Raw genomic sequence first — 12667 nt, forward strand, 5'->3', positions numbered from 1 at the left:
GCAACCTTTGTTTCATTCTTGCATCGGTGGCCCGCAGCGCAGCATGCAGTGTGCCATGAGAGGCTGGTATGGAAATTGCTTCCTGTACATATAGATCGAGAGGAGGAACGGATGAAAGCAATTATCATAGGTGCCGGTATTGGTGGGATGTGTACAGCGATTGCGCTGAAGCGCTGCGGGATCGACAGCGAAGTGTATGAAGCGGTGAAAGAGATTAAGCCGGTCGGCGCGGCTATTTCCATCTGGCCCAACGGTGTGAAATGCCTTAACTATCTTGGGATGAAAGATGCCCTGCGCGCCATTGGCGGCCCGATGCATTATATGGCGTATAAAGATTATCAGAGCGCGGAAACCCTGACGCAGTTCAGCCTTGATGCGCTGGTACAGGATTCTGGCGAGCGCCCTTACCCGGTGGCGCGTTCCGAACTCCAGTCGATGCTACTGAATACCTGGGGCTTTGATAACGTGCAGTTCGGTAAACGCGTGAGTCGCGTTGAACAACAAAGTGACGGCGTCACGGCTTTCTTTGAAGATGGCAGTGAAGCACAGGGGGATCTGCTGATTGCCTGTGATGGCACCCACTCGGTAGTGCGCGAGTCCGTGCTGGGTTACGCCACCGAGCGCCGATATGCGGGGTATGTGAACTGGAACGGGCTGGTCGAGATTGATGAGTCCCTGGCCCCGGCCAACCAGTGGACGACCTTTGTGGGTGAAGGTAAACGTGTTTCGCTGATGCCAATTGCGGGGAATCGCTTTTACTTCTTCTTCGACGTGCCGTTGCCGAAGGGGTTAGCGGAAGATCGCATCAGTCTGCGCGATGATTTATCCCGTTACTTCGCAGGCTGGGCAGCGCCGGTGCAGCAGCTTATTGCGCAGCTGAATCCGGAAACCACCAACCGCGTGGAGATCCACGACATTGAGCCCTTCGCTCAGTTGGTTAAAGGCCGTGTGGCGCTGCTGGGGGATGCGGCACACAGTACCACGCCGGATATCGGCCAGGGCGGCTGTGCGGCGATGGAAGATGCGGTGGTTCTGGCGATGACGCTGCACAGTAACTCGCTGGGGATTGAGGATGCCCTGCTGCGTTATCAGCATAAGCGAGCCGATCGGGTGAAGGATCTGGTGCTGAAAGCACGTAAGCGCTGCGATGTGACCCATGCGAAGGACCCGGCGTTAACCGCGGAGTGGTACGCCGGGCTGAGGCAGGAATCCGGGGAACGCATTATCAGTGGGATGTGTGAGACGATTCAGGGTGGGCCATTAGCGTAACCTTCTATTTCGGTCGACCCGAAAGGCCGGTTCAACGTCTTAAGGTCAAGGTCTACGGCCAGGTCAAGGTCAAGGGCGTTTCGCTTTCCCGCTGCGCGGGCTGAGCGACAAGGGGCGGCCAGTCGCCGCCGCCCCTTGACCCCGGGTTTGCGGCAGCCGCATCGCCCGCTAAAGCGGGTTCCCTCAGTCGATCGGTTTTCCCGCCGGACCGGGCGTGACGGGACATCCCTGTCCCGGCTCACCCTCTCGCCGCCGTCCTGGCGGCTCGTCCTGGAAATCCGCCCTCCTTCGGCGAGGCTTAATTGCCGCTCAAAAGGTCAACGGCCAGGTCAAAAGAACAATCAAAGACAAGTCAGACAAACCAGACAAACCAGACACAAAAAGCCTTTTTGGGCTTTTGGTCATTTTATTTTTTTAAATTTGGGTTTTAGGGTTTGACCTGGGTTTTGATGTTGAGGCGGCAATTAAGCTGCGCTGAGGAAGCGATGTGAACCAGGATGAACCGCCAGGACGGCGGTGAAAGCTCGGGCCGGCACAAGGATGTGCCGTCACGAGCGGTCCGTCGGTGAGCAACGCTTGCGAAGGCACCCGCTGAAAGCGGGCGCGGCGCCTGCCGCAAGCCCGGGTCCCCAGGGCGGCGGCGACTGGCCGCCCTGGGTCGCTTCGCCCGCGATAGCGGGAAAGCGAAACGCCCTTGACGTTGACGTTGACGTTGACCTTAAGACATTGACCTGGCCCTGGGCTTAGCCGAGAACCGGCCCCCTCACGCCAGATAAAACACCGACGTTAACTCTGCACTCACTGGACTATGATCCGCATTCGACGGCATCAACTCACACATCGATTGCCACCAGAGCTGGCACACCTCCGTCTCAGCCACAGCATTCCAACGTTCTTCTGACTCCACCTCCACCACCGCAAACAGCAGATTGCGCGGCGCATCCAGAAAAATACTGTAATGGTGCGCGCCGTGATCCTTCAGCGTCTGCGCCAGCTCCGGCCAGATCGGATTATGTCGCTGCTGATACTCCTGGTGCTTATCAGGATGCACCTGCATCACAAACGCTTTACGCAACATGGTTATGCTTCGCCTCCAGCGCCGCGCGCCAGGGTTGCACACCGAAACGTTCACCCAGCGCCACCAGTTCTTCAGTCGTTATGCTCTGCTTCATACCGCCCATCGACAGCACTTTCACCACCACTTCGGATGACTTCTCAGCGGTATCAATCAGGCCAAAGGTTTCGTCGAGGGTCGGTCCCGCACCAAAAATACCGTGGAACGGCCACATCACCAACGTATGTGACTGCATTTTCTCAGCCGTTGCACGGCCAATCCCATCGGTGCCCGGCACCATCCACGGCACAATCCCTACACCATCCGGGAACACCACCAGACACTCGGTGCTGCCTTCCCATAACAGGCGAGTGAAGCTGGCTGAATCCAAATCCACCACATAGCTTAACGCCATAAAGTGGGTGGCATGGCAGTGCATAATCACACGATCCGCGCCGTTGGTCAGTTGCTTACGCACACTGTGCGACTGGAAGTGTGATGCCAGCTCAGAGGTAGGAACACCACCGTTGGTCAGGCCCCAGTGGATGGTAAAGGCGCGGCCATCTTCGCTGACGCGCAGCAGTACCAGACAGTCAGCCGGATCGAGCTGCACATTGCGGAAAAACTTGCCCGAACCGGTCACCAGGAACCAGTCATTGGCCAGCTGAGGTGCAGGCTGGCTCAGTTCCAGCGTACGCGGCTGACGGTCAAAGTCTGCCGCAAACGGCTGAACTTCTTCGTCCAGCAGGCGCAGCGAGACGTTACCGCCGTTACGTTCATCCCAGCCCTTCAGCCACATATCCGTAGTCGCTTTGACCATTCCCTGGACAAACCAGGCGTTGATAATTTTTTGCATGTCATACCCTTAACGTTGGCTGAGAATCTGTTGTTCGTAATGACGGACGTCGTTTAACCAGCTGGCACCCGCCGGGACATCGTGGCGCAGACACCAGGTTTCCCACACGGCCTGCCAGGGCAGGGATTTTTGCTCTTCCAGCAGCGCCAGACGCGCCGTGTAATCCCCGTCGTTTTCCAGCGTTTTCAGCATATCGACCGGTTCCAGCAGTGCACGCAGCAGCGCTTTTTTGGCATTGCGCGTGCCGATCACCCAGGCCGCAATACGGTTGATGGAGGCATCAAAGAAGTCGAGGCCGATGTGCACCTTATCAAACAGACGCTGACGCACGATTTCGCTGGCAATCGCCTGGGTTTCATCATCCAGCAGCACCACGTGGTCGCTGTCCCAGCGTACCGGGCGGCTGACATGCAGCAGCAGGCGTGGCACATACAGCATCGCGGTAGAGATCTTATCGGAGATCACTTCGGTCGGATGGAAGTGACCGGCATCCAGCGTCAGCGCGATCTGGCGGCTGGCGGCATAACCGAGGCAAAACTCGTTCGAACCCACGGTGTAGCTCTCGGCGCCAATGCCGAACAGCTTGCTTTCGACGGCATCAATATGGTGAGCCGGGTTGAGTTTTTCGCCGATCACTTCATCCAGGGATTCCATCAGGCGCTGACGTGGCGCAAGGCGATCCACGGTCAGATCTTTCATGCCATCCGGCACCCAAATATTCATCACTGAGGGCGTACCGAGCTGCTCCCCCAGGTAAGCCGACACCTTGCGGCTCGCCTGACAGTGCTCAATCCAGAACTGACGGATTTCGGCATTGTTGTGCGCCAGGGTAAAGCCATCAGCACTCAGCTCATGCGAAAAGCAGCTGGGATTAAAATCCAGCCCCAGCTGGCGATCGCGCGCCCACGCGACCCACCCGGCAAAATGCTGTGGTTTGATTTCATTGCGTTTGACGGCCTGCTCGCTTTCCAGATAGATCGCGTGCAGGTTGAGACGTTTCGGGCCGGGGATCAGCGCCATCGCCTGGTCAAGGTCCGAACGCAACTCTTCCACATTACGTGCGCGGCCAGGATAGTTGCCCGTGGCCTGAATACCGCCCGTCAGTGCGCCCTGCGGGTTTTCAAAACCGCGCACATCGTCGCCCTGCCAGCAGTGCATGGAAACGGGCAGTTGGTCGAGCTGTGACAGTGCGGCTTCTACATCCACACCGATATCGGCGAAACGCTGTTTCGCCAGGACGAAAGCCTGCTCGATGGCCTGGGTCATATACATAGCTCCTTTGCTGAAGAGGTGAGTGACACGAAACGCGCCAGATTGCGGCGAAACACATCACTCCCGTGAGAGTCAAAACGGATAAGAGGGAAATGCTGGCCAAGCTGCTGGCGGAAAGCCGTGACATCGGCCACCGCACCGGCGGTAATCAGCTGGCAGCCGATATTGCCCAACGTGGAGGCCTCCACCGGGCCAGCGAACACCGGAATGCCACAGGCATCGGCACATAGCTGATTAAGAAATGGATTCTGGCAGCCGCCGCCGACAATATGCAGCTGGCTGAAGCGCGCACCGCGCAGCTGTTCCAGCTCCTGCAACACCTGGCGGTAGCAGAATGCCAGGCTGTCAAAGATGCAACGCGCCAGCTCAGCTGGGGTGCCCGGCACCGGCATTCGCTGCCCGGCGCAGGCGTCCTGAATTTCACGTACCATGCTGGGTGGGTTAATAAAGCGATCGTCATTCGGGTTAATCAGCCACTGACAGGCTGGCTGCTGCTCCGCATCCGCAATCAACTGACAGAGATCGGTGATGGCCAGCTCGCTACACACACGCTGGAGCAGCCAAAGACCCATAATGTTTTTCAACACCCGGAAGCGCCCTTCGGCCCCGCCTTCGTTGGTGATATTGGCATCCTGGGCAGCCTGACAGGTAAAGGGCAGACGGCTTTCAAAGCCCATTAATGACCAGGTGCCGGAACTGAGGTAAGCCGCATTGTCACCCGCCAGCGGCGTCGCCAGTACGGCACTGGCGGTGTCGTGGGTGGCAACGGCCACCACCGGGATCACCTTGCCTGACGGGCTGGTCCAGCCCCCGACGCGTTTACCTGGCTGTGACGGTTTGCCAAACCATGACGGGTTCGCCCCGCTCCAGCGCAGCAGATCCGCGTCCCACTCACCGCTGGTGATGTTCAGCATTTGCGTGGTGGTGGCGTTGGTGTATTCCCAGTTAAGTTCACCCGTCAGGCGGTAATGCAGGTAGTCAGGGATCATCAGTGCATGTGCCACCTGCGCCAGTTCTGGCGCGGCATCACGGCACAGTGCACGCAGTTGATACAGGGTGTTAAACGGCAGGAACTGGATGCCGGTGCGCTGATAAATACGGTCATGGCCGAGTTCACGGCAGGCCTGTGCCATCACGCCCTGGGTACGGTCATCGCGATAGGCCACGGGTAGACCCACCCGGTTCCCCTGCGCATCCAGCAGCACATAGTCGACCGCCCAGGTATCAATCCCGATGCTTTCGGGCACGATGCCCTGGCGGTCGATTTTTTCCAGTGCGTCAGTAATAAACTGTTCCAGTGCATCAAGATCCCAGCACTGATGGTCATCAACGGTGACCAGCTGGTTTACGCAGCGGCTGACTTCATTCAGCGTCATCGCACCGCTTTCTGAGTCGTGACGGGCCAGCATAACGCGGCCGCTGGACGCGCCAAGATCGATGGCGACAAAGTGACGAAGGCTCATGTGTTCGCTTCCTGATGATTCAATGTCACCAGTGTAAAAGAGCCTGATTTTGCCACCTTCTCGCTACTGCCAGCCGGATCTGACCGCTGGCAGCCTGGCAAAGATGAACGTGAAGCAGATCACAATTTGATTACTGGCACGCAGAATCACGGGATGTGACCCTGCCCTCATTTCTCACTCTTTCCCCCACTTTCTTAAAAATATCACCGGGATAGTCGCTTTCGCTGTCAAAAATTCAAGGTGGGCTGCCATCACGCTGCGTAGACTCTGTTGCTGATATGTTAAAGAGGAAACGATCATGACCGTGTTACACAGCGCTGATTTCTTCCCGACAGGGCATTTCCCGGTCGCCATTGAACCCCGTGCGCCACAAGGGGTGTTCCCGGAGCATTATCATGATGATTTTCATGAAATTGTCATTGTTGAACAGGGGGCAGGTATTCATGTTTTTAACGGCCAGTCACAGCCTTTATGCAGCGGCTGCGTCTGCTTTGTACGCAGCCATGATCGCCATCTGTATGAGCAAACGGAAAATCTGTGCCTGACCAACGTGCTCTATCGCGGGCCGGAATCCTTTCGTTTTCTCTCCGGCCTGCAGCATCTGCTACCGCAGGAGCAGGACGGAAACTACCCCTCGCACTGGCGTATCGGCAACAAGGTGCTGGCCCAGGCCAGGCAGTTAATCGAGCAGTTAGAGCAGCCACCGCTCAGTGACAGCCTGGCCTGCCAGGCAGAGCAGGAGATGCATTTTATGCGTCTGCTGTTGCTGTTACGCCAGGGGGGCAGCGCCAGCAACGACGATCAGGACAGTCGCCTGCGTGGTCTGCTGGACTGGCTGGCGGATCACTACAGTGAGGATGTGGACTGGGAAAATCTTGCCGACCGTTTTTCGCTGTCGCTGCGCACGCTCCACCGCCAGTTGAAACAGCAGACCGGCAGCACACCTCAACGTTACCTTAATCGGCTGCGATTGCTGGAAGCACGCCACCTGCTGCGTCACAGTGAAATGCGGGTGACAGATATTGCGTTTCACTGCGGTTTTGGTGACAGCAATCACTTTTCTACGCTGTTCAAGCGTGAATTTGGCCTTTCTCCACGTACACTGCGACAAAATGACTGATGAGGTGACCCGTGACCGCTCCCCTGCGACTGGCAAAAGCTGACTACTTCCCTTCTGAACAGATGCCTGTCGCGGTGGCTGAACGCACCTCTCAACCCTCATTCCCGCCTCACGTCCACGAATTCAATGAGATTGTGCTGGTCTGGCGCGGTAATGGCCTGCACGTGATGAATGACCGCCCCTGGCTGATCACCTGCGGTGATATTTTCTATCTGAATGCCAATGACTGCCACAGCTATGAATCGGTCAATGAACTGGCGCTGGATAATATTCTTTACTGCCCGGAGCGTTTTCAACTGAGCCTCGACTGGCAGCAACTTATTCCCCCGCGTGAATCCGCCGCCTGGCGTTTAACCACACGCGGCATGGCGTTGGCGCGTGGCGTGATCCAGCAGCTTGAACAGGAAAGCAGGAAGAGTGATGTGCTGTCACGTCAGCTGACGGAGGCGCTGTTTTTACAGCTGGCCTTAGTGTTGCAACGCCATCGTTATGCGTCCGATCGGGCCTGGCAGATGCCGGAGGGAGAACAGCTCGATCTGCTGATGGCCGCGATTCAGGGGCAGATTGCTGTCCCCTTTGACCTTGCCACCTTTTGTGGCCAGCACCAATTGTCAGAGCGTGCGCTGAAACAACTCTTCCGTCAGCAAACTGGCATGACTATCGGGCACTATTTACGTCAGTTGCAGCTATGCCAGGCGAAGCACCTGTTGCGTACCAGCGAATGTCTGATCGGTGAAGTGGCCGCACGTTGCGGCTTTGATGACAGTAATTACTTTTCCGTGGTGTTCACCCGTGATACCGGGCTGACCCCCAGCGCCTGGCGCCAGCGATTTGTGCGTCCTTCCGCTTTGCACGTTCGGCCGGAAAAGGCCTGATGGCCATGGAGGGTTGACCTTTGAGGCATAAGGTCAGGGGCTTGAGCTTGAGCCAAGGCCAGGTCAAGCCCAGGTCAAGGTCTTAAGGTCAAGGGCGTTTCGCTTTCCCACTTCGTGGGCGAAGCGACCTAAGGACGGCAGTCGCCCCGCCCTTAGGAATCCGGGCTGCGGCAGGCGCATCGCCCGCTTGACGCGGGTTCCCTCAGTCGGTCGGCTTTCCCGCCGGACCGGGCGTGACGGGACATCCCTGTCCCGGCTAACCCTCTCGCCGACGTCCTGTCGGCTCGTCCTGGAAATCCGCCCTCCTTCGGCGAGGCTTAATTGCCGCTCAAAAGGTCAACATCCACGTCAAAAGAATAATCAAAGACAAGTCAGACAGACCAGACACAAAAAGCCTTTCTGGGCTTTTGGTCATTTTGTTTTTTTTAAAATTTGGGTTTTAGGGTTTGACCTGGGTTTTGATGTTGAGGCGGCAATTAAGCTGCGCTGAGGAAGTGATGTGAACCAGGATGAACCGCCAGGACGGCGGTGAAAGCTCGGGCCGGCACAGGGAAGTGCCGTCACGAGCGGTCCGTCGGTGAACGGAACTGACGAAGGTACCCGTGAAACGGGCGCGGCGCCTGCCGCAAGCCCGGGGTCAAGGGGCGGCGGCGACTGGCCGCCCCTTGTCGCTTCGCCCGCGCAGCGGGAAAGCGAAACGCCCTTGACCTTGACCTTGACCTTGACCTTAAACTGACAGCAAGCCAGAGAGTCCCAGGGCTCTCTCCCAGATCAGGAAACCATACCCAGACCAACAATGTTGGCGGCAATAATAATCACGAAGCATCCCACGCTAAGGACCCGCACCGGCTTACGCCCCACGTTATTCCACTCTTTCAGAACCAGACCCACCAGACCACCACACAAGACGTAGAAGCTCATGTGCAGCATCCAGCTGACAAAGTCATACTGCGCCGGAATGCGTGCATGGCCCCAGGCATAGAAGAAGAACTGCAGATACCACATGATGCCGCCGAGCAGTGACAGACAAACGTTGGCAATCAGCAATGATTTCGCCACAGAGAAGTCCGCTTTCACTGACAGGTTTGATTTGGTCGCCAGACGGATAAAACAGAAACCAAGGTTAACCAGCGCACCACCGCCCATAATCACCACGTAACTCGGTAACGCCACGTATAGCGGATCGATACCCAGCGCCGCTGCCGCTTCATGCATCGGTTTGGCGGCGTCCATGGCAAAGGACATCCCGGCCGAGAAAATCCCACACATCACCGCCAGTACCAGCCCTTTTTTCAGGTTGAACTCTTCCGCAGTGATGCCCATTGCCCGTTCTTTTAACAACCCGGCACGGGAGACGATCGCCACGCCTGCAAGAGCAACCAGCACGCCCAGCAGCGTCAATCGTCCACCGGCAGAACTGAACAGCTCCACAAAGCGCCCCTGAAGCAGCGGCGTCATTAACGTTCCGACCACCAAAGTGATGCCGATGGCAATACCAATGCCCATCGACATACCGAGATAACGCATGGTCAGACCGTAGTTAATGTTACCAATCCCCCACATCGCGCCGAACAGGAAGACAGGCATCAACTGTTCAAGCGAGAACGCGCTGTAGTAGGCCCAGAAGTTGGGCAGCAGGATCGCACTGACGGCCCAGGGGAGCACGATCCACGACATGATCCCCCCCACCGACCACATGGTTTCCCATGACCAGTTGCGCACTTTTTTGAACGGTGCATAAAAGCAGGCAGCACTTGCGGCCCCGACCAGATGCCACAAAATACCGGAGACAATGGCTTCACTCATTTTTTAATCCTTCGTTGTTGTTTGCCCTGATGACGAAGGAGTCTACGGAGAAGGTCAGGTGCTCAACCTTAGGCTGGTTGCCCCTCTGGCACCAAACCTGGCAAAATTGAGCACCTTCTCCCCTCCGCTGTCACAAATCAATCATCTGATTCGCTGCAACGTGCTAAATCGTGATTTTTTCCTAAGCCACTCATATTCATCACTAAATATAAATAATGCCAGCGCAGGCATGGGGTTCTTGCCGTTTTTGCCAGCCAGCTCTCATTGATGGCAGCCACATCAAGGTGATTCACCGCCAGCTGTTGCACCTTCTCAGACCTGCAACAGTTTTTGCGCTGTTAATTAACAACCCTATAAAAAGTGTGTCACGGAGAATCAGCCATGAACCCAGTTCAGCAACACATGTATATCAATGGTGAGTTTGTCGAAAATCGCGCCGATCGCTGGATAGAAGTGATCAATCCGGCAACCGAAGCCGTGCTGTCGCGCATTCCTGAAGGCAGCGCAGAAGATGCGCAGCGTGCTATTGATGCGGCAGAGGCGGCCCAGCCCGCCTGGGAAGCGCTGCCCGCTATTGAGCGCGGTAACTGGTTGCAAAAAATCGCCCAGGGTGTGCGCCAGCGTGCCGCAGATCTGACCGCCACCATCGTTGCCGAAGGGGGAAAAACCCAGGAGCTCGCCGAAACGGAAGTGTTCTTTACCGCGGACTATCTGGACTATATGGCCGGATGGGCGCGCCGCTATGAAGGTGAGATCGTGCAAAGCGATCGCCCGCAGGAGAACATCCTGGTATTTAAGAAAGCGATTGGCGTCACGACAGGGATTCTGCCGTGGAACTTCCCGTTTTTCCTGATTGCCCGTAAAGCCGCGCCGGCCCTGTTAACGGGCAACACCATCGTGGTCAAACCGAGTGAACTGACCCCGAACAACGCGATTATCTTTGCGCAGATTGTTGATGAGATTGGTCTGCCTGCCGGGGTGTTTAACCTGGTTACCGGCTACGGCCCGGTGGTCGGTCACGAACTGGCCGCAAACCCGAAGGTCGGACTGGTCAGCCTGACCGGCAGCGTGGGTGCCGGGATCGCCACCATGCAGGCGGCGGCAAAGAACATTACCAGGGTCTCGCTGGAGTTGGGTGGCAAAGCCCCGGCCATCATTATGAACGACGCCGATCTCGATCTGGCGGTAAAAGCGATTGTGGCATCACGCATGATCAATACCGGGCAGGTGTGTAACTGCGCAGAACGCCTCTACGTGCAGGATGGGGTATATGACGAGGTGGTTGAACGTCTCAGTGCTGCCTTTAAGCAGGTCACCTGGGGCGACCCGGCCAGCCAAAAAGGTCTGGACATGGGGCCACTGATCACGGCGGCAGCACTGCAACGCGTGGAAAAAAAAGTGGCGGATGCGGTGGCTGCCGGGGCAAAGGTGGTGACAGGCGGCAAGCGTTCAGGCAACACCGGTTTCTTCTTCGAACCCACCTTGCTGACCCATGTCGGGCAAAAGATGAATATCATGCAGGAAGAGACCTTTGGCCCGGTGCTGCCGGTGATGAAGTTCAGCACGCTGGATGAAGCCATTGCGCTGGCCAACGACAGTGAATATGGTCTCACCTCCTCCATTTTTACCCAGAATCTGAACACCGCGATGCTGGCCCTGAAGCAGCTTAAGTTTGGTGAAACCTATATCAACCGCGAGCACTTCGAAGCCATGCAGGGCTTCCACGCGGGCTGGCGTAAGTCCGGCATCGGTGGGGCCGATGGCCGTCATGGTCTGGAGGAATATCTGCAAACCCACGTCGCGTATCTGCAATACCAGTAACCCATATTGCTGGCGTATTCACCGTAGGGGGCGATCATTTTTTCCGATCGCCCTCTGTCCTTATCTATCCTGCACATATCGTTATCACAACTACTCGTTAAGCCCGCTTCATGCATTTTGTTATGTTTTTCCCATAGCGCTTATTACCTGGGGAAATAACATGAATAAAGCATTACTGAGCGGACTGATTGCCGGGATCGTTATTGGCTCGACCTTTTCCGCCACCGCCGCTGAAACCGCACCAAAAACCATCAATATCGGCTACCAAAAAGCCAATATCTTCGCGTTGCTGAAGTATCGCGGCACGCTGGACGAGCAGTTTAAAAAACAGGGTATCGCCGTACGCTGGGTTGAATTCCCAGCCGGGCCCCAGATGCTGGAAGGCCTGAACGTCGGCAGCATCGACCTTGCGGCTACGGGTGATGCCCCGCCGACCTTTGCTCAGGCAGCCCAGGCCGATCTGGTTTATCTCGCCCACTCCCCGGCAAACCCGAAAACAGAAGCGATTGTGGTACCGGAGAACTCACCGATCAAAACCGTCGCGGACCTGAAAGGCAAGCGCGTGGCGCTGAACAAAGGCTCTGACGTAAACTATCTACTGGTCAGCGCCCTCGAAGATGCCGGCCTGAACTATAAAGACATTACCCCGGTTTATCTGCCTCCGGCCGATGCCCGCGCCGCATTCCAGCGCGGCGCGGTGGACGCCTGGGTGATTTGGGACCCGTACTACGCCGAAGTGGAAACCAACGCCAAAGCGCGTCTGGTGAAAGATGCCGAAGGTCTGGTACCGCACTACACCTTCTATCTCGCCAGCCGCAAGTTTGCCGATACCTATCCGCAGACGGCGAAACAGGTGGTCGATGAGCTGGGAACCCTGAGTACCTGGGCTAACGCCCACCCGGATGACGCCGCGAAGATCCTTTCAACCTCGACCGGCCTGCCTCAGCCCATCTGGCAGCGTGCACTGGCGAGAATGCCCTACGGTGCAGAGCGCATGACACCGGAAGTGTTTAAGCAGCAGCAGGCACTGGCGGATAAGTTTACCCAGATTGGATTATTGCCAGTGAAGGTGGATGTCAGTTCGGCGACGTGGTCGCTGGATAAGAAATAATTTCGGCCTGAATTCCACCC

Annotated in this window: 11 protein-coding genes; 5 read left to right on the top strand and 6 right to left on the bottom strand. The window is 56.9% G+C overall.

The window, feature by feature from the left end:
- The first annotated feature begins 111 nt into the window (after positions 1–111).
- A complete protein-coding gene (gene hpxO / locus FY046_RS00110) occupies positions 112–1269 on the top strand; it encodes an FAD-dependent urate hydroxylase HpxO (RefSeq protein ID WP_133841974.1) in 1158 nt (385 codons plus the stop codon).
- A gap of 763 nt (positions 1270–2032) precedes the next feature.
- On the opposite strand, the gene rhaM is transcribed toward hpxO, so the two are convergent.
- The 4 genes from rhaM to rhaB are packed head-to-tail and all read right to left on the bottom strand — an operon-like array spanning position 2033 to position 5914.
- Entirely contained in the window at positions 2033–2347 is a 315-nt protein-coding gene (rhaM, locus tag FY046_RS00115; protein WP_167863827.1) for an L-rhamnose mutarotase, read from the bottom strand.
- Positions 2337–3179, bottom strand: a complete 843-nt coding sequence (gene rhaD / locus FY046_RS00120) for a rhamnulose-1-phosphate aldolase (protein WP_133841972.1) — start codon at positions 3177–3179, stop codon at positions 2337–2339. The genes rhaM and rhaD overlap by 11 nt, the downstream gene beginning before the upstream one ends.
- Positions 3180–3188: 9 nt before the next feature.
- Positions 3189–4445 (bottom strand): L-rhamnose isomerase, encoded by a 1257-nt coding sequence (locus tag FY046_RS00125; RefSeq protein WP_133841971.1) that lies wholly within the window; start codon positions 4443–4445, stop codon positions 3189–3191.
- Positions 4442–5914: a rhamnulokinase gene (gene rhaB, locus FY046_RS00130; protein WP_167863826.1), complete on the bottom strand. Its 1473-nt coding sequence runs from the start codon at positions 5912–5914 to the stop codon at positions 4442–4444. Before rhaB ends, FY046_RS00125 begins: the two co-directional genes overlap by 4 nt.
- Positions 5915–6212: 298 nt before the next feature.
- On the opposite strand from rhaB, the gene rhaS reads away from it, so the two are divergent.
- Together rhaS and rhaR are read left to right on the top strand one after the other, a co-directional pair.
- A complete protein-coding gene (gene rhaS, locus FY046_RS00135) occupies positions 6213–7034 on the top strand; it encodes an HTH-type transcriptional activator RhaS (RefSeq protein WP_133841969.1) in 822 nt (273 codons plus the stop codon).
- Positions 7035–7045: 11 nt separating this feature from the next.
- Complete coding sequence (gene rhaR / locus FY046_RS00140; protein WP_133841968.1) at positions 7046–7909, top strand: HTH-type transcriptional activator RhaR; 864 nt, start codon at positions 7046–7048, stop codon at positions 7907–7909.
- Positions 7910–8680: 771 nt separating this feature from the next.
- On the opposite strand, the gene rhaT is transcribed toward rhaR, so the two are convergent.
- Both rhaT and FY046_RS00150 read right to left on the bottom strand, forming a co-directional pair.
- Positions 8681–9715 carry an L-rhamnose/proton symporter RhaT gene (rhaT, locus tag FY046_RS00145; RefSeq protein WP_133841967.1) on the bottom strand — a complete coding sequence of 345 codons (1035 nt, stop codon included), beginning with the start codon at positions 9713–9715 and terminating at the stop codon, positions 8681–8683.
- A 137-nt stretch (positions 9716–9852) separates the two neighbouring features.
- Positions 9853–10023 carry a hypothetical protein gene (locus tag FY046_RS00150; protein ID WP_167863825.1) on the bottom strand — a complete coding sequence of 57 codons (171 nt, stop codon included), beginning with the start codon at positions 10021–10023 and terminating at the stop codon, positions 9853–9855.
- 73 nt (positions 10024–10096) lie between these two features.
- Between FY046_RS00150 and aldA the strand changes: the two genes are divergently transcribed.
- Both aldA and FY046_RS00160 read left to right on the top strand, forming a co-directional pair.
- Complete coding sequence (gene aldA, locus FY046_RS00155; RefSeq protein ID WP_167863824.1) at positions 10097–11536, top strand: aldehyde dehydrogenase; 1440 nt, start codon at positions 10097–10099, stop codon at positions 11534–11536.
- A gap of 160 nt (positions 11537–11696) precedes the next feature.
- Positions 11697–12647: a sulfonate ABC transporter substrate-binding protein gene (locus FY046_RS00160; RefSeq protein WP_167863823.1), complete on the top strand. Its 951-nt coding sequence runs from the start codon at positions 11697–11699 to the stop codon at positions 12645–12647.
- The last annotated feature ends 20 nt before the right edge of the window (positions 12648–12667 follow it).

This window comes from Erwinia sp. 1181_3, from assembly GCF_052824965.1.

Excerpts from the sequence above, each read along its gene's own strand:
- hpxO (WP_133841974.1), top strand. The coding sequence starts at position 112 with ATGAAAGCAATTATCATAGGTGCCGGTATTGGTGGGATGTGTACAGCG.
- rhaM (WP_167863827.1), bottom strand. The coding sequence starts at position 2,347 with ATGTTGCGTAAAGCGTTTGTGATGCAGGTGCATCCTGATAAGCACCAG.
- rhaD (WP_133841972.1), bottom strand. The coding sequence starts at position 3,179 with ATGCAAAAAATTATCAACGCCTGGTTTGTCCAGGGAATGGTCAAAGCG.
- FY046_RS00125 (WP_133841971.1), bottom strand. The coding sequence starts at position 4,445 with ATGACCCAGGCCATCGAGCAGGCTTTCGTCCTGGCGAAACAGCGTTTC.
- rhaB (WP_167863826.1), bottom strand. The coding sequence starts at position 5,914 with ATGAGCCTTCGTCACTTTGTCGCCATCGATCTTGGCGCGTCCAGCGGC.
- rhaS (WP_133841969.1), top strand. The coding sequence starts at position 6,213 with ATGACCGTGTTACACAGCGCTGATTTCTTCCCGACAGGGCATTTCCCG.
- rhaT (WP_133841967.1), bottom strand. The coding sequence starts at position 9,715 with ATGAGTGAAGCCATTGTCTCCGGTATTTTGTGGCATCTGGTCGGGGCC.
- aldA (WP_167863824.1), top strand. The coding sequence starts at position 10,097 with ATGAACCCAGTTCAGCAACACATGTATATCAATGGTGAGTTTGTCGAA.
- FY046_RS00160 (WP_167863823.1), top strand. The coding sequence starts at position 11,697 with ATGAATAAAGCATTACTGAGCGGACTGATTGCCGGGATCGTTATTGGC.